The organism is Idiomarina sp. X4, assembly GCF_002808045.1.
Lineage (GTDB): Bacteria > Pseudomonadota > Gammaproteobacteria > Enterobacterales > Alteromonadaceae > Idiomarina.
Window position 1 is genome coordinate 1,557,015 of the sequence record NZ_CP025000.1, and the last position, 17,262, is coordinate 1,574,276.

Genomic DNA, 17,262 nt, shown 5'->3' on the forward strand with positions numbered 1-17,262 from the left:
AAAGTGAGTTAAGTGGCCGCTGGGTTATCAACCTGAAGGTTATCTATCAGGCGGGTTTTGCCGAGAAAAGCAGCGGCCAATATGACCCACTTTTCATCTTTTTCTGAGGCGGGCTGTAAGTCATCGGAATTGCGGATGCTAAAGTAGTCCACTTTAAAGCCTGCTTTTCCTAATTGTTGCACCGCCTGAGACTCTACTAGTTCAAAGTCTTCCTGACGTTCAAGCCCCGCCTTCGCATCTTGAAGGCTTTTGTAAAGAGCGGTTGCTTGAGTTTTCTCTTCCGCTGTTAAATAACCGTTGCGTGAGCTTAAAGCTAAACCACTGGCTTCTCGCTGTGTTGGCACGCCGACAACGTCTACCGGCAAGCTTAAATCCTGAGTCATTAGGCGAATAACTTGCAGCTGTTGGTAGTCTTTCTCACCAAAAACAGCGACTTGTGGTTGCACCATATTGAACAGTTTACAAACAATGGTCGCGACACCTTCAAAATGGCCCGGGCGGCTGGCGCCACAGAGAATATCGCTAATGCCGGGCACGCTAACCTTTGTTTGTTGCTCCAGTCCGCGCGGGTAAACATCGTTGACCGTCGGGGTAAAGACAGCACTAACCCCCAACGTTTCTAATGCGCTGCAGTCGGCCTCTAAGGTTCTGGGGTAGCTGTCGAGATCTTCGTTAGGGCCAAACTGCATTGGGTTTACAAAAATACTCACCACGACAGTGTCGCAATGTTGTAGCGCATTTTTTACCAGCTGTAAGTGCCCGTCATGTAAATTGCCCATGGTCGGAACGAGTGCAACCTGCTGCTGCGCACTACGCCACTCACGAAGCTCCTGTAAGCTTTTTAGTACCTTCATTTATAGCAGTGCTCCGGAGCCGGAAATTCGCCCGAGCGCACTTGCTCGGTGTATAAACGAAACGCGTCGGCAAGAGAGCCTCCCGGCGCCAGAAAGTCTTTGGCAAATTTAGGCAAATAGTCACTGTTCATGCCCAGCATGTCGTGCATTACCAATATCTGGCCGTCGGTGTCAGGGCCTGCGCCAATACCAATGGTTGGAATGTTTAAAGCATCGGTAATACGTTTGCCTAAACTGGATGGAATACATTCCAGAACCAACAGTTGAGCACCTGCCGCTTCAAGCGCTTTTGCCTGACGCAGCGTATTTTCTGCCTGTTGCTCTTCTTTGCCTTGTACTTTGTAGCCGCCTAATACATTGACGGACTGCGGCAGCAAACCAAGGTGTGCACAAACCGGGATACCACGGGTATGTAGACCTTTAATGGTCTCTTCCAGCCACTCACCGCCTTCCAGTTTCACCATATTGGCGCCGGCTTGCATAAGTACTGCGGCATTATCGTAAGTTTGCTCCGGTGTTGAGTAGGTCATGAACGACATATCGCTAATCACGAAGGCATCGGGTGCACCGCGGCGCACGCACTCTGTATGGTAGACCATGTCGCCGAGTGTGACAGGCACGGTCGAATTGCGACCCTGAACAACATTACCTAAAGAGTCGCCGACAAGCATAAAGTCGACACCTTGTTCGGTCATTAATTTTGCGAAGCTGGAGTCGTAGGCGGTTAACGAACTAATTTTAACGCCTTCGCGCTTCATTTTTTGCAATGTAGCAATACTGGTTGTAGCCATTATGCGACCTTTAGCAACGTTATAAAGAAATAGATGACTGGTAGACTAGCACGTCAAGGCCATTTTCGGTAAGTGCCTTGGTTTGTTCAGTCACTGTTTTTCCATTGGGCAAGACAAGTGACGGTGCTATTTCAAGCAGAGGATACAAGACAAAGCTGCGCTCATACAGGCCCGGGTGAGGAACCGTCAAGTCTGAGTTTTGGTGCGTCTCGTCATCGAATAATAACAAGTCGAGATCTAATGTACGCTCCCCCCAGTGACGAACTCGTTTGCGGCCGAATTCATCTTCAATAGCATGAAGTGACTGCAGTAAATCGTAGGCGGGCAGGTTTGTACTTAACTGACAGACTGCATTGACGTAGTCTGGCTGATCTTGCGGTCCCATGGGCTTGCTGCCGTACAGTGACGAATAGCTGACAAGGCGCCAGCTATTGGACCGATTTAATCGTGAAAGCGCACTGAGTAAGTTATTGAGTGGGTCGTTTAAATTACTCCCCAGTGCGACATAGGCTTTATGCTGAGCCATTATCTGGATTGTTTTGTGGCTTCTTCTTACGCGGCCCGCGACGACGGCGTCTGGGCTTGCCGGTAGGTGCGCCGGACTTGCCAGTTTTCAGCTTCGCCGGATTATTCTGAGCTTCTGTCCAGAACTGTGCCAGTTCAGCCAGCTTTTTCTCATCTGGCTGGGCGTGGGCACGTAGCAGCATAAAGTCATAAGCGGCACGGAAGCGTTTGTGCTCAAGCGCTTTCATGGCACGACCACCTTTTGTGACTTGCAAACGTCTTTGCAGCTGCCAAATTTCACGAGCGGGTAGACTGAAGCGTTTAGGAATCGAAACACGCTGAGACTGCCTGTGTACCACATCGGCAGCTGCAATGTTTATTGCATCCATCGGTGGCAGGCCGCCTTCATTTTCCAGCTGCTCTTTGCGAGCCAGAAGCGGCCACCATAACAGTACAGCAATGAGGTATGCCGGCGTTACGCGTTTGTCTTCAGCAATACGTTTATCCGTATCCTTAAAGGCTTTCAACAGCATTTGATACGCCGGTGACTGAGCATCACTTAAATGCCCTTTGAGTATTGGGAATAGCTGTTGGAAGAGCCCTAGCTCCATCATCAGTGAAAAGTTTGCTGTGGCTTTACCTGACATAAACATTTTCAAAAATTCATCAAACAGGCGTGCAGGCGGAATGTTCGCTAACAACGAAGCCAACTCATTAATCGGTTCGCGGACTGCGTTATCCATTTGCATGTTGAGCTTGGTCGCAAAACGCACCGCACGCAGCATTCTAACCGGATCTTCGCGGTAGCGTGTCTCCGCATCGCCAATTAATCGCAAAACACCCTTATTGATGTCGTCGACGCCGTTAGCAAAGTCATAAATGGCAAAGTCGGCAATGTTGTAATACAGCGCATTTGCAGTGAAGTCGCGGCGCTCGGCATCTTCTTCTATGGTGCCATAGACGTTATCGCGCACTAACTGGCCATGCTCATCACTGTGTGCGTGCTGGTTTTTCTTGGCCGTTTTTGAATCAGGTTCGTCCGCGTGGTGTCCGCGGAACGTAGCGACTTCAATAATCTCTTTGCCAAACACGACATGCGCCAGGCGAAAGCGACGACCAATAAGACGGCAGTTTCTAAATAGCGACTTCACCTGCTCGGGCGTTGCGTTGGTGGTTACATCAAAGTCTTTCGGTTGAATACCTAACAAAATATCACGCACACAGCCGCCCACTAAGTAAGCGTCAAAGCCGCTGTTATGTAAGCGGTACAAGACTTTAAGTGCGTTTTTGCTAATGTCGTTCCGGGATACGGGGTGTTTATCTCTTGGGATAACTTTCAACGCCGGTAAACGACTGTTGCTGGAGGTATCCTTGCTGGAGAAAGCGCGTTTTGCTAACTCTTTTATTCGCTTAATAATGGTGGTCTCTCCCTTACCATTGTCATTGTTGTTTATTTTCAATTGGTCGCATATTGTACCGTCAAGCGGGCGTAATGTGCCACTTTTTGCGCCACTTTTGCACCGCAAAGGCCAGTATCTCACCAATGGCCCGTGTTTCGCTGACCTCGTGTGTTTCAATACCCAGGTAATTCAGCGCCGTTAACAAATTATTAGGTGCGTGTTGGCTGTTTATTGCCGGCGCGTGATTCTGCTTGCTGAGCTTGCGGCCATCGTCGGATGTGACTAACGGCAAATGCATCATTCTGGGCTGGGCGCTAGTAATATGCTGCCATAAAGTAAGCTGCCAAAAGCTCGGTACAACTAGGTCGCTGCCGCGCACAATATCGCTAATGCCTTGCTCAATATCATCAACCACCACCGCTAACTGGTATGCGTAAAATGCATCACGACGTTTGACGACGAAATCTTCTGCGCAGGTATTTGTATCGCCGTGCTGTACCCCGAGCGCGCGGTCATTGAATTGGTTAACAGGGGCGCTGTTAATATAACGAAGTGCGTAGGGTGTAGGACGTGGTTGACGAGTGCGGCAGTAACCATCATAAACACCGCCGCGTTCACGAATGGCTTTACGTGAACAATCACATTGATAAATAAAACCTGTGGAGGTTAATGAGTCGATGCAGCTTTGGTAAACCTCGTCACGTTCGCTTTGGAAAATAACGTCGCCGTCCCAGGTGAGTCCGTGAGCTTCAAGTTGACCGAGGATAATATCAGCCGCACCGGGAACGGCGCGAGGTTTGTCGACATCCTCAATGCGAACAAGCCACTGGCCATGGTGTGCATGAGCGTCTAGGTAGCTACCAACAGCTGCTACTAACGAGCCCAAATGTAAAGGCCCCGACGGGGTCGGGGCAAATCGGCCTCGGTACATGAGCCCTTAGGCTCCTGTCATCTGTTTCTCTTTCATTTCTGCGAGAGTTTTGCAGTCAACGCAGAGGTCCGCTGTTGGGCGTGCTTCTAAGCGGCGGATACCAATTTCTATGCCGCATGAATCGCAAAAACCGAAGTCGTCGTCTTCAATTTTTTGCAGCGTTTTCTCTATTTTCTTAATCAGTTTACGCTCGCGGTCACGAGTACGCAGCTCAATGCTGAACTCTTCTTCTTGTGCTGCGCGATCAACAGGATCAGGAAAGTTCGCCGCTTCATCTTTCATATGATGCACGGTGCGGTCAACTTCCTGACGTAACTGACGACGCCACTCTTCCAGAATACGACGAAAATGCGCACGCTGCGCGTCATTCATGTACTCTTCGCCCTGCTTCTCCTGATAAGGCTCCAGGCCGGCTAGTGCCAGAATGCCATGGGTTTTCTTTTCCTTGCCTTGAGGCATTTTGGATCTCCTAATTCTCTAAAACTAGAGTGCTCTAAAAGCGTGCGTTTAAAAAAGGACGCTACATATACCAGAAAGGGATCAGGTTGGCAACGCTATTCCAACGACTCTTTTGCTCAAAATTTAACTCAATACCGCGAGTTATAAGCGAACCGCAACTGGTCTCTCCAGTCGAATTTCTTTTTCGTTTATGGCGCATTTAACCGCGTAAAATTCGACACCGTGTTCCGCCGCTTTAATACAGAGTTCTGCGTATTTTGGATCGATATGTTTAGCTGGACTGACCGATTCAATACCGGTGTGCATGACCATATAGAGCTGGATGGCTCGGTCTCCTTGTCCGACAACTCGCATGAGCTCATTCAAATGCTTATGTGCGCGCTGGCTGACGGCATCCGGGAAATAGCCTCTTTCTTTCTCGGCAAGTGTCACACTTTTTACCTCGACAAAGCACTCTTTGTGGTCGGTATCTACGCCCCACCAGTCGATACGACTACTTTCCTGACCGTACTTCTTTTCAGCCCTTAGTTCGGACCAGCCGCTAAGCTCCGGTATGAGTTCGCTGTTTAACAGCTCTCCGGCGAGCGTATTCGCACAGCCGGTATTCACCGCAATAAACTCTCCTTCTTTAGTTCGTGATAATTCCCAGGTATGTGAGTACTTACGTTTCTTGTTGTCAGAAAGACTGCAATAAGCGTCGAAACCAGGCTCAGCACAGCCTGTCATTGCGCCTGTGTTCGGACAATGAACCGTTGTTATTTGACCATCGCCAAAATCGATATCGGCCAGAAAGCGCTTATAGCGTTTTTGTAAAACTCCCCGGCGAAGGGGCTTGTTAAATTGCATCAGAGACCTCATAACTCTAAAGTAACTGAAAGCAAATTATCGAGAGAGGTTGAGAATGTCCAGCGCACTAACGGTTTACTTAACGAATGAAGCACCAGCAGCTCATTGGAACCCGAAGTCAAATGTCGTCTTTGACGGCGATGCCGCCAAAATAGTTTTGGTGGATGACGAGTCTGAGAATTTGCGGCGTATTCAAAAAGCCGGGCGAACCCTCGACAACAACGGCGTCATAAAGATTGCAGTGTCTGGTGACGACTGGGATATGGAACGCCAATGGGCACTTTATCAGGGTTTTACATCAACGCTTTCGAAAAATGATGTGGTATGGCACACAGACGACAAAGAAGCGGCGAAACACCTTGATGCGATGCGTGATGCAACACGATTTAGTCGTGAGCTCACCAACTTACCGGCCGAAGATATCTATCCTGAAAGTCTGGCAGAGCGTGTCATTGAGCATTTCAAAGGACTAGCACCCGATGCGATCAGTGCAGAGTTTATTAAAGGTGAAGCGCTGAAAGACGCGGGCTGGATGGGTATTTATACGGTGGGTCGTGCCAGCCAGCATGCACCGGGCATGTTGGTACTCGATTACAACCCAACGGGTGATGAAAATGCACCGGTCGACACCGCACTGATTGGTAAAGGGATTACTTATGACAGCGGTGGTTACAGCATTAAGCCAAGTGAAGGCATGCTGTCAATGAAGTGCGACATGGGTGGTGCAGCAACGGTCACTGGTGCATTGTCGTTAGCGATTCGTCGTGGTTTGAATAAACGCGTGAAGCTGATTCTCTGTTGCGCAGAAAACATGATTGATGGTCGAGCGTACAAGTTAGGCGACATTATCCGTTATAAGAACGGTTTGACCGTAGAAGTGGTGAATACTGACGCTGAAGGTCGATTGGTGTTAGCTGACGGGTTACAGGCCGCTGGCGAATTTGGCGCGAAAAATATTATTGATGCCGCTACCTTAACCGGTGCCGCTCAAATGGCCGTCGGTAATGAATACAATGCGCTGTTCAGTATTGATAACAGCGCCGCCGAGCGCGCATTGAAAAACGCCGATAAAGAACACGAACTACTGTGGCGCTTGCCGTTAGCACCTTGGCACTCAGAGAATTGCCCGTCAGCTTTTGCTGACACAGCGAACAGTCGTCCGCAAAAAGGTGGTGGTGCAGGCGGCGCCAGTAACGCGGCAGGCTTCCTGTTACGGTTTGCACCAGAGCAAGGTAAGGGCTGGCTTCACTTTGATTTGGCTGGTGCTTATCAGAAGTCAGCGACAGGTATGTGGGCAACAGGTGCGACAGCATTAGGCGTCAGAACCATTGCCGCCACCGTCCAAGGTGACTGATTGGGTATGACCTTGCCCGTTGAAAACGTGCTGCCGGCGTTAGCGCAATGCTTCCCGGCAGCGCGTGTGGTTTTAGAGGCACCGCCGGGTGCCGGAAAGTCCACCTATTTACCCCTTTATTTGCTTCGAGAACAGTTGGGCACAAGCGGTATTACCGTTATGTTGCAGCCGCGGCGGGTTGCTGCTGTTAACGTGGCTAATTACCTGGCCAGGCAGTTAAATGAGCCGGTTGGCGAAACCGTTGGCTATATTGTTCGCGGTGAGACGAAACGCACGAAGAACACCAAGCTTCTGGTCGTTACTGAAGGCGTATTAGTACGCTGGTTACAGGAAGACCCTGAGCTTAGTGGTATCTCCACACTGATATTCGACGAATTTCATGAGCGCAATTTACACAGTGATTTAAGTCTGGCGTTAGTCATGGATGCGCTGCCATTACGTGACGATTTAAACCTGTTGGTGATGTCAGCGACACTGCCGGCCGAAGCTATTTCTGAGTGGTTGTCCGGGTATTGTGAAGGAGTAACAACGCTTAGAAGTGAAGGGCGTAGCTTTCCTATAGACATTCAATACCGAGCACCCAAAAAGCGAAGTGAGTGGTTACTGCAGTTGCCCACTGTCATTGTGGAGGCTTTAGGAAACGCTGACAAAGGCGTATTAGTTTTTCTGCCGGGTATCTACGAAATTGAACGAGTGCAACAAGCATTGAGCTCTCTGTTGGCAACTGATGTCGACGTTTATACCTTGCATAGCCGGCTGTCACTTAAAGCGCAGCAGCACGCGTTAAAAGCCAGTGATGGTAAGCGAATTATCCTTGCGACTAACATAGCTGAAACCAGTTTAACCATAGAGGGCATTGATGTGGTAGTGGACAGCGGACGTGAACGTCGAGCAAACTTTTTGCCGGGTTATGGCATGAACCAGCTGACCACGCACTTTGTATCCCGAGCGTCAGCAACGCAGCGAGCCGGTCGGGCCGGTCGCTTACAACCCGGAACCTGCTATCGGGCTTGGTCTAAAGCAGATGAGCATGGTCAACCTGAGTATGCGAAGGCTGACATAGAAACACAGGACGTAACGTCGGTGGTATTGGAAGCCCTGAAATGGGGGAGCTCAGTGAGTGAACTTGCCTGGTTTACTCCACCTAATCCGGTGCACTGTCGTGTTGCTGAACAATTTTTATCGTTAACCGGACTTTTGCACGACAAGCAACTGACGGGTAAGGCAATGTCATTGGATACGGGGACTGATGTACGGCTTGCCCTCATCTGTGCCGCCGCAAACGAGACTGGTGATAAGGAGGCCAATAATAAGGTGAAGGCGGCTTGTGCCCGCGCTCTGGCGACGTTAGAAGAGCCGTCACCACAGATTAAAACGGTCAACATTCTTGAAAGTGCTAAGCAACATTATCAGCAGCGCCAGTCATTGAGCCGATGGCGAAGACGCTGGCAGTATTGGTTGCAACGTTTGCGGGTGACGGAAAATACGGAAGCGAATGAGAAAGGCGCAGAGCCGCTGCTAATAGCGGGCTTTCCAGACAGGTTGGCAAAGTACACTGAGACGAAAAGAAGCTTTCAGCTGGTGACCGGTGGGCGTCTGGCTCCCGTTGCCGAGTTATTGAGCCAGCCTCAATGGGCGATTATTTTCGAGGCCACCTTTCAAGAAGGCAACAGCACAGGAAAAGTGCGGAGTTATGTTGAAGTATCCGACATCTCTGACGCGATAGACGCTGCCGGGTTAGCTGTGTCTGAAACCCATTCAGCTGACTGGCTCGGTAATCAACAAACCCTGACTCGTGTTAGGCGCCAGGTCATCGGTGCATTGACACTCTCTGAAGAAAAGCTAGACGGAAGCGTGAGCCATGAAGAATGTTGCCAGGCATTTTCGGAGTATCTTAATAAAAAAGGTCTTGAAACACTAAATTGGTCCCGAAAGGCAAATCAACTGTTGGCACGCATGCGTTTGTTACAGTCAGCTACCGGAGAGCTAAGTGACTACTCACTATCGACTGAGGGCTTGCTGTTTCAACTAGATGCTTGGGCTTACCCCTATTGGGATTCAGTAAAATCATTGTCGCAGTTGCAAGCCTGGGATCCCTATGAGGCGCTAACCTATTGGCTTAACTACGAGAAAGAACGACTGGACAACGCCTGCCCTGAGCACTGGCAAACACCGACACAACGTAAAATCTTTATAAATTATCTGGACGGAACCCCGCGAGTTGAGGTGAAATTGCAGGAAATGTTTGGCGTAAAAGACTCGCCACGAATTATTGATGGCCAGCAGGTAGTATCGGTAGATTTACTCTCTCCGGCGGGCAGACTGCTGCAACGAACCAATGACTTACATAGCTTTTGGGATAACGCGTATCAGGAAGTCCGCAAAGAAATGCGAGGGCGTTATCCGAAACACCCATGGCCGGAAGACCCGATAAACGCCGAGGCAACTTATAAAACCAAAAGGCAAATGCAGTGATAAAACGTCAATGGTTAAGTTATTTATTCTGGACCAGCGTCAAGATTGGCGTGGCGGTCGCGGCGATTGTTGCTGTGTATGCGATATACCTTGATGCTAGTCTGTCTAAGCATTTTAAAACGGAGCGCTATCAAGCCCCGGCGCTTGTCTATGCTGGCGAGTTGCGTTTATACCCCGGTTACCCAATACAGCAATCGGCACTCGTTAAAACGCTCGAACGCATTGGCTATAACCGCAGTAACGATACCGAGCAGTCCGGCTATTATTCGGTGAGTAATAGCAGCGTTATGGTGCACCGTCGGCCGTTTGATTTCTCAGACGGTCCACAAATGTCTAAGCGGGTTCAGGTTCACTTTGTGAATGACCGAGTTGCATCTATTACCTCATGGCCCAGTGGGAGAGAGCTGGAGAGCTTTCGTTTGGAGCCTGAGCTCATCGGTCGAATTAGCACGTTAAGCAAAGAAGACCGGTTATTGGTTGGTTTGGAAGTGGTACCTAACCTACTCATTGAGACGCTACTTCAGGTGGAAGATCGCAACTTCTATCATCATAAGGGGGTTTCTCCCTGGGCTATTCTAAGAGCGTTAGTCGCGAACTTAAAAGCGGGCAGAACGGTTCAGGGGGGCTCGACGCTAACTCAGCAGTTGGTTAAAAACTTGTACCTCACCCGCGAACAAACCTTGTGGCGAAAATTTCATGAAGCCATGATGTCGCTGGTTATCGACTACCGTTTTGATAAAAATACTATTCTGGAAACCTATTTAAACGAAGTGTATTTCGGTCAGGACGGCCGCAACGCGATTCACGGCATAGGGCTTGCCAGCCAGTTTTACTTCGGTAAACAAGTTCAGGAGCTGTCAGTTGATGAGGTTGCGTTGCTCATTGGCATGATAAAAGGCCCTTCTTATTACGACCCCAGACGTTTTCCTGAGCGTGCGCAGGAGCGAAGGGACACCGTGTTAAAGGTGATGTTTGATCAGGATCTTATCGCTAAACCGACTTATGTCGCTGCGGTACAACGACAATTAGATGTTAGAGAAAGCCGGCGTTTAGTGGAGCATCCGTACCCTCATTACATGGATATTATTAAGCGTGAAATGAAAACGCTGGCGCTGCCAGATGACTGGCAGGATACGGGCTTAAAGATATACACCCATATGGATGTTAACGCCCAGGAAGCGGTGCAAAAGTCGTTGGCGGGCAAGCTTAAAGAGGATGACAGTGCGCTGGAAGGGGCTATGGTGGTTGCTAATTACCGTCAAGGGACGGTAACGGCTTTAGCGGGAGGACGTTTGAGTCAAACCGTTGGGTATAACCGCGCAATAATGGCGCTGAGGCCCATCGGCTCGCTTATTAAGCCAGTGATATACGCAACCGCAATGCAGGAGTCTGGTATTGGTTTGCATACTCCGGTGGTCGATGAGGCCATTACACTTGAGGACAAGCAAGGTAAGCAGTGGCAACCGCAAAACTACGACAAGGAATTCAAAGGTAGTTTGTTGCTTTATGAGGCGTTGGTTGAGTCACGTAATATTCCGGCGGTGAGAGTGGGCGTAGAAGTCGGCGTGGATACCGTCGTTGACTACATGAGACGACTAGGCGTTGTCACTCCTTTGGAGGCCTATCCGTCGTTGACGTTGGGCTCTGCGTCGCTGACGCCGTTTGCAGTCACACGAATGTACAGTGCGCTGATGAACGATGGACGCTTTCAGCCGCTCTCTGCGATTTCGTCTATTACCACGCATCAGGGCGATGTTTTATATCGGGCCTCTGAGAAAAATGCTGAACAAGTGTTTGACGCCAAAGTCGCTTATCTGACGAAGTTTGGTTTGCACGGCGTTGTTTCTGAAGGCACGGCGAGTGCTTTGCAAAGAGTACTGGCGGGGCAAAAAGTTGGCGGAAAAACCGGTACGACGAATGATTACCGGGACAGTTGGTTTGTCGCTGTTGACGGCGAGCAGGTAGTGACCGCCTGGCTGGGACGGGATGATAACCAACCGACAGGCCTGACAGGTAGCAGCGGCGCCTTAAGAGTCGTTGCTGATTACTACGAACGTAAACCGCCGTTAAGTATGGCGTTGAATGTACCCGAACCGCTGAAGATGCAGCGCTTTCATGAACGGACAGGGCAGCGCATACCGAATGATTGTGGAAATGGCGAATTGTTGCCTGCAGAAGAAATACGCTTGCCGGATAACATAACCTGTGAGGGGAATATCGAGGAGAAAAGTTGGTGGGACCGCCTGTTTGGAGGCTAGTCCCACCGGGTTATTCGTTAAGAGTGCTGTAGTTTTACTTCAGTTGGGTAAAGGCTTTTTCCGCCGCTTGTAAGGTCTTCTCAATGTCATCTTCAGTGTGTGCCGCTGACATGAAACCGCCTTCAAACGCAGAAGGCGCAAGGTATACCCCTTCATTCAGCATAGCGTGGTAGAACGTTTTGAAATGCTCCATATTGCACTGAGTTGCCTGCGTATACGACGTCACTTCCGGCTCTTCAGTAAAGAAGAAACCAAACATGGAGCCGGCACGATTCGTTGTCATTGGCACGCCCGCTCTATTGGCGCGTTCTTGTAGACCATCCACTAACGCATCAACGCGTTGGTACAACTGGTCATAAAGGCCTGGAGTAGAGAGCTGTTGCAAAGCAGCCAAGCCTGCGGACATTGCGACAGGGTTCCCCGATAGTGTACCGGCCTGATACACAGGCCCCACCGGCGCAATGTAGTCCATGACTTCTTTCTTACCGCCAAAGGCACCCACCGGCATACCACCACCAATCACTTTTCCTAAGGTGGTTAAGTCGGGAGTAATGCCATAGCGCTCCTGAGCGCCTCCCGGAGCAACTCGGAACCCAGTCATGACTTCGTCAAAAATCAGAACCGAACCGTACTCGTCACAAACGTCACGTAGGCCTTCTAAAAAGCCGGGAACAGGCGGGATACAGTTCATATTGCCGGCAACCGGCTCAACGATAATACAAGCAATATCGTCGCCGAACTCTTTAAATGCCTCTTTAACTGAATCGATGTCGTTGTAGTTAACAGTTAGCGTGTGCTTGGCTAAGTCTTCCGGAATGCCCGGAGAATTTGGAACACCCAAAGTCAGCGCGCCAGAGCCTGCTTTCACCAACAACGAGTCAGCATGACCATGATAGTTGCCTTCAAACTTCAGAATTTTGTCACGGCCGGTGTAGCCACGCGCTAGGCGGATAGCCGTCATGGTGGCTTCGGTGCCGGAGTTCACCATACGAACCTTTTCAATCGACGGTACGATTTTGCGAATGGTTTCCGCCATAGTGATTTCAATTTCCGTTGGCGTACCAAAGCTTAAACCACGTTTTGCAGCCGCTAAGGTTGCTTCTAAAACGGAAGGGTGGTTGTGCCCGAGAATCATTGGCCCCCATGAGCCAACGTAGTCAATGTAACGTTTACCGTCGGCATCAATCATATAAGCGCCTTCTGCGCTTTCAAAAAATATCGGTGTGCCACCAACGCCGCTAAAGGCTCGAACCGGCGAGTTAACGCCGCCGGGAATGCTAACTTGTGCTTGCTTGAATAAATCTTCTGAACGACTCATGCCGCAGTTACCTCTTTATAGTTGGCTTTTTTCGCTGTACCAGATGACATCACATTCGTGTTTGTCGACCTGGTCAACCACGCCTAATGTCAGTGCAAATAGCGCCATACGAATGAGCACTCCGTTGTCCGCCTGTCTGAAAATAGCCAGGTTTGGGTTCTGGTTGAGATCATTGTCGAGCTCGTTCGCTTCTGCTCGTGAATCTCTGGGCAACGGGTGCATAATGACGGTATTGGGCTTGTAATGCTTAGTGTAAATATCCTGATTTAAACGGAATTTACCGCGATATTGATCAGCGTCTTCGGGACTGGCGAAACGCTCTTGCTGGATGCGAGTCTGGTACACAATGTCGGCATCAACAATGCCGTCGACTTTTTCCGTGATAGTCACCTGATGACCGGCGCTATCCAGGGTGGTTAATACCGACTCAGGCATCGACAGTTCACGCGGAGAAATCAGCGTGAACTTAATGTTTTTATACATGGACAGCAGTGTCGATAATGAGTGAACCGTACGTCCGTACTTTAAGTCACCAATCATGCATATGTGCATGTTATCAATGCTCTGTTGGTGATAAGCCAGTTCTTTTTCGATGGTGTACAGGTCGAGAAGTGCCTGAGTCGGATGCTCATTAGCACCGTCACCACCATTAATGACCGGTACCCGGCTACCACTGGCAAACTCTTTCACCGAACCCGATTTCGGGTGGCGCATAGCAATAACATCGCTATAGCTGCTCAGCACGCGGGCCGTGTCGTAGAGAGACTCGCCTTTGGCAATCGCTGAGCTTTCCATGCCTGTGGTTTCACGAACCTCACCGCCGAGCAAATTAAAAGCGGTGCCGAAGCTTACCCGGGTACGTGTTGAAGGCTCGAAGAATAAGTTGCCGAGAATAGCTCCGTCCAATACTCGGGTTCGTTTTTTACGACGAGCATAGGGTTGCATTTTATCAGCAACGGAAAAGATATAATCGATACTGTCTCGGTCGAACTGGTTGACTGAGAGAATGTTGGAACCGGTGAAATTCATCAATAGGTGCGCCTCTGCCGCCGAATGTCACTGGACGCACACTATAGCAAAGTCAGCACCGTTTTAGAATCTAATACGGCTTCACCACGGCTAAAATAATAATCGCGAAAAGCGCCAGAACCGGCAGTTCATTAAAGACTCGATAAAAGCGATGACTTTTCGTATTTTTACCGTTCTTAAAGTCCCTCAATAATTTGAAGCAGTAACCATGGTACGCGTATAAAAGCGTGACTAAAACCAATTTGGTATGCATCCAGCCACTGGCGGCAAACCAAGCAGAACCGTAGGCAAAAATGAGCACCAGTCCAAAAACCAGAGTTAAAATAGCAAAAGGTGTGACGAAGAACAGTAAACGTCTTTCCATTACGCAAAACTGTTCGTGTACCGCGGGTTTAGCATTCATGGCGTGATACACAAACAGCCGGGGTAAGTAAAAAATACCCGCAAACCAGGCCACCATAAAGGCAATATGCAATGCTTTAACCCATAAAATCCACGTCATGCTAACTCTCTTTGTAATGCTTTACGGACGGTTTCCCACGTCACTATGCCACACGGGTGTTCACCGTTTGATTCATAAATATACACCGCACCACGGCGCTGTTGTCCAATTTCATCGTACACTTCAGCCAGTGTTGAGGTGATACGCAAACCTTTAATAGGTGTATAGCTCAAACTGGGGCTGTCTCCAGCGGTAATATCATAGGATACAAGACGGTACAGAGGCTGGTTGTCTTCATCCACGGACATGACGATAACCGTTTTTGCCTGGGCGGATTCCAGGGAGTCGACCAACTCATTCTGGGTGGGTTCGAGCAAGAGTTTAAAGTCCGTCTCCATGACGTTTTCGACGCCGGTCTTCTGCAGCGCTACGTGCACAGGAGCCAGTTGGTAGGGCAAATCCTGCAACTCCAACTGAGCGATAAAAATTGATTTTGATTTAAACAGCTGACTGGATATCAGATAGGCCGGGACAATCACCATCATTGCCGGAATAATAATTTCGACACTGCGAGATAACTCGACGATAGCCAGAAGCGCCGCCATAGGCGCGTGAATGCACGCCGCCAAAATACCGGCCATGCCAAGTAGAATGAAACTGTCAAAAGACAAGGCTTGTTGAATGCCTAATACATCCACCGCGCCAACGAAAACTGCTGCAATAATGGCTCCAATACCAAACACCGCACCAATTAAGCCACCCGGAATGCCCATACCAAGTGCAATGGCGGCGGCAAATAGCTTGGCAAGCAATAGCGTGGTGAGCAATGACATTTCGCCTTGGTGATTAATGACCTGCTCGATAGCCGTCAAACCCGGCCCCAGGCTGGTTGGAATAATAACCGCTAATGACGCGGTAATAATGCCCGCGAACAGAAGCCGAGTCAGTAAGGACATGTCTTTGACTGTATCCATAACATCCAGCATGAGTTTTTTGAAAATCACACCAACGACGCCCAGCACTACGCCAAGAATGACGACCCAGGGCAACTGGGTGGTTGGAATGTCCTGCGCCGACAACATGGCAAGTTCAGAAGCGACGCCAAAGATTTCTTCTGTTATTAATGACCCTGCGACCGCTGACAACATGACCGGAATGAACACGTGAACTTTGTATTCGCGCAGAACCACTTCCATGACCAGTACCATGGCCGCAAGAGGTGTATTAAACGATGCTGCAATAGCGGCCGCAATACCGCAGGCGGCTAGTGTTCGCAAGGCGTTTTTGGGTGCATCGACATGGAAGCCGAGCCAAGTCGAAGCGGCTGCGCCTAAGTGAACCGCTGGGCCTTCGCGACCAACACTGTAGCCGGCAATAAGAGCAATAATACCGCCAAAAAACTGGTTAACGGTGCTGCGCCACGGGAGCATCCCGTAATGCTGTTTCATACGATGGATGACATAAGGGATGCCCATGCGTACATAGCGCGAACCCGATAAGCGAAAAATACCGTAAATAAGTAACGCTGCGGCAATGGGTATGATAAAACGGAGCGTTGTTGGCAACGGTTCCTGCCAGTAGGTGTCGTTACCAATAAGATGAGCGCCGTATTCAATCGCAAAGCGGAAACCGGCAATCATTAATGCGGCGAGCACGCCCCCGGCTAACCCCAACAAACAGATAGCAATTGTTGTTGACGGCATGGCCAACTGCTTGCGTAATTGCTGTCTTAATAAAGGCGCCATTTAATGTTGTTCCTTACACTAAACCAAGGCTCAAGGCTTGCATATTTATCAATAACATATCAGCATAAGCGGCTAATGGAAATGAGCGAGTATTATGAAGCTGTATTTTAATCTCAAATATTGGCAAAAGCGTATCGGCAGGCTGCCAACTTTTTTGGCGGTGGCTGGTTTAATCGTACTTTTTGCCTATTTAGCTTACCTTGCCGGCGTTTGGCATGCGAACTCGTTGAAAGAAACGGTCAGGGAGCAGTCCAATCAACTGGACGATATGTATAAACGTCTGGAGCAGATGGAATATCAACGCCACGTAATGCAAGTGGAACTGGATATTGAGCGCTCATCGAATCAAAGCTTGCAGGACGAATTAACGGCATTACAAAATGATAACTATGCCTTACGCAGGGATCTTGCGTTTTACCAGAAAATAATGGCACCTGAGTTACAGCAAGGTGGGGTTACTATCGACTCCATCACGGTGACACCGAACCAGGCCGAAAAACATTTCCATTTCTCGTTGGCGGTTCTCCAGATTGAGCAACGTCGGCGTTTCGTGGAAGGGCGGGTCGCTATTGATTTAGTGGGGCGAGTTAACGGCGAAAAGCGCCGCTTTGACCTGATGAAGTTAGCCAACATTGGTGCCGATGAACGTAACTTCACCATGCGTTATTTCTCAGTATACGAAGGTGATTTTTTCATGCCTGAAGGGCTTGTACCTGAGCGTATTGATGTGTCGGTTACATTAACCGACGGAGGACGTGGCACGTTAAATCGTTCGTTCTTTTGGAAAGACATTCGAAAAGGTCAGCCGGCAACGAATGTCAGGACTGACGGCGATACTTGACCAAAATAGTCAGGT

Annotated in this window: 15 protein-coding genes; 4 read left to right on the top strand and 11 right to left on the bottom strand. The window is 49.5% G+C overall.

Translation table 11 applies throughout. The features are described 5' to 3' along the window. Positions 1-8: 8 nt before the first annotated feature. The 7 genes from panC to sfsA form a co-directional block, all read right to left on the bottom strand. A complete protein-coding gene (gene panC / locus CWC33_RS07455; RefSeq protein WP_100691427.1) occupies positions 9-854 on the bottom strand; it encodes a pantoate--beta-alanine ligase in 846 nt (281 codons plus the stop codon). Next, positions 851-1,645 (bottom strand): 3-methyl-2-oxobutanoate hydroxymethyltransferase, encoded by a 795-nt coding sequence (gene panB / locus CWC33_RS07460; RefSeq protein ID WP_100691428.1) that lies wholly within the window; start codon positions 1,643-1,645, stop codon positions 851-853. Before panB ends, panC begins: the two co-directional genes overlap by 4 nt. Before the next feature lie 19 nt (positions 1,646-1,664). Continuing rightward, positions 1,665-2,171 (bottom strand): 2-amino-4-hydroxy-6-hydroxymethyldihydropteridine diphosphokinase, encoded by a 507-nt coding sequence (gene folK, locus CWC33_RS07465; protein WP_100691429.1) that lies wholly within the window; start codon positions 2,169-2,171, stop codon positions 1,665-1,667. Continuing rightward, entirely contained in the window at positions 2,158-3,480 is a 1,323-nt protein-coding gene (pcnB, locus tag CWC33_RS07470) for a polynucleotide adenylyltransferase PcnB (protein WP_198511849.1), read from the bottom strand. Before pcnB ends, folK begins: the two co-directional genes overlap by 14 nt. A 148-nt stretch (positions 3,481-3,628) precedes the next feature. Beyond that, on the bottom strand, positions 3,629-4,480 hold the full coding sequence (gene gluQRS / locus CWC33_RS07475; RefSeq protein WP_100691430.1) for a tRNA glutamyl-Q(34) synthetase GluQRS: 852 nt from the start codon (positions 4,478-4,480) through the stop codon (positions 3,629-3,631). Between the two features lie 6 nt (positions 4,481-4,486). Continuing rightward, positions 4,487-4,939, bottom strand: a complete 453-nt coding sequence (gene dksA / locus CWC33_RS07480; protein WP_053953875.1) for an RNA polymerase-binding protein DksA — start codon at positions 4,937-4,939, stop codon at positions 4,487-4,489. A gap of 141 nt (positions 4,940-5,080) precedes the next feature. Then, positions 5,081-5,785 carry a DNA/RNA nuclease SfsA gene (gene sfsA / locus CWC33_RS07485; RefSeq protein ID WP_100691431.1) on the bottom strand — a complete coding sequence of 235 codons (705 nt, stop codon included), beginning with the start codon at positions 5,783-5,785 and terminating at the stop codon, positions 5,081-5,083. A 55-nt stretch (positions 5,786-5,840) separates the two neighbouring features. On the opposite strand from sfsA, the gene pepB reads away from it, so the two are divergent. The 3 genes from pepB to mrcB are packed head-to-tail and all read left to right on the top strand — an operon-like array spanning position 5,841 to position 11,872. Beyond that, positions 5,841-7,139, top strand: coding sequence for an aminopeptidase PepB (gene pepB, locus CWC33_RS07490; protein WP_100691432.1), 1,299 nt, complete (start codon positions 5,841-5,843; stop codon positions 7,137-7,139). Between the two features lie 6 nt (positions 7,140-7,145). Beyond that, positions 7,146-9,614 (top strand): ATP-dependent helicase HrpB, encoded by a 2,469-nt coding sequence (gene hrpB, locus CWC33_RS07495; RefSeq protein ID WP_100692303.1) that lies wholly within the window; start codon positions 7,146-7,148, stop codon positions 9,612-9,614. Continuing rightward, positions 9,611-11,872, top strand: a complete 2,262-nt coding sequence (gene mrcB / locus CWC33_RS07500) for a penicillin-binding protein 1B (protein WP_100691433.1) — start codon at positions 9,611-9,613, stop codon at positions 11,870-11,872. The genes hrpB and mrcB overlap by 4 nt, the downstream gene beginning before the upstream one ends. 34 nt (positions 11,873-11,906) lie before the next feature. On the opposite strand, the gene hemL is transcribed toward mrcB, so the two are convergent. The 4 genes from hemL to CWC33_RS07520 form a co-directional block, all read right to left on the bottom strand. After that, positions 11,907-13,190 carry a glutamate-1-semialdehyde 2,1-aminomutase gene (hemL, locus tag CWC33_RS07505; RefSeq protein WP_100691434.1) on the bottom strand — a complete coding sequence of 428 codons (1,284 nt, stop codon included), beginning with the start codon at positions 13,188-13,190 and terminating at the stop codon, positions 11,907-11,909. Between the two features lie 15 nt (positions 13,191-13,205). Continuing rightward, a complete protein-coding gene (locus CWC33_RS07510; protein ID WP_100691435.1) occupies positions 13,206-14,219 on the bottom strand; it encodes an aspartate carbamoyltransferase in 1,014 nt (337 codons plus the stop codon). 70 nt (positions 14,220-14,289) lie between these two features. Next, a complete protein-coding gene (gene hemJ / locus CWC33_RS07515; protein ID WP_088767434.1) occupies positions 14,290-14,721 on the bottom strand; it encodes a protoporphyrinogen oxidase HemJ in 432 nt (143 codons plus the stop codon). Further along, positions 14,718-16,406 carry a chloride channel protein gene (locus CWC33_RS07520; protein ID WP_100691436.1) on the bottom strand — a complete coding sequence of 563 codons (1,689 nt, stop codon included), beginning with the start codon at positions 16,404-16,406 and terminating at the stop codon, positions 14,718-14,720. Before CWC33_RS07520 ends, hemJ begins: the two co-directional genes overlap by 4 nt. Positions 16,407-16,500: 94 nt before the next feature. Here CWC33_RS07520 and CWC33_RS07525 point away from each other — a divergent pair, with 94 nt between their 5' ends. Then, complete coding sequence (locus CWC33_RS07525; protein ID WP_100691437.1) at positions 16,501-17,247, top strand: DUF6776 family protein; 747 nt, start codon at positions 16,501-16,503, stop codon at positions 17,245-17,247. The last annotated feature ends 15 nt before the right edge of the window (positions 17,248-17,262 follow it).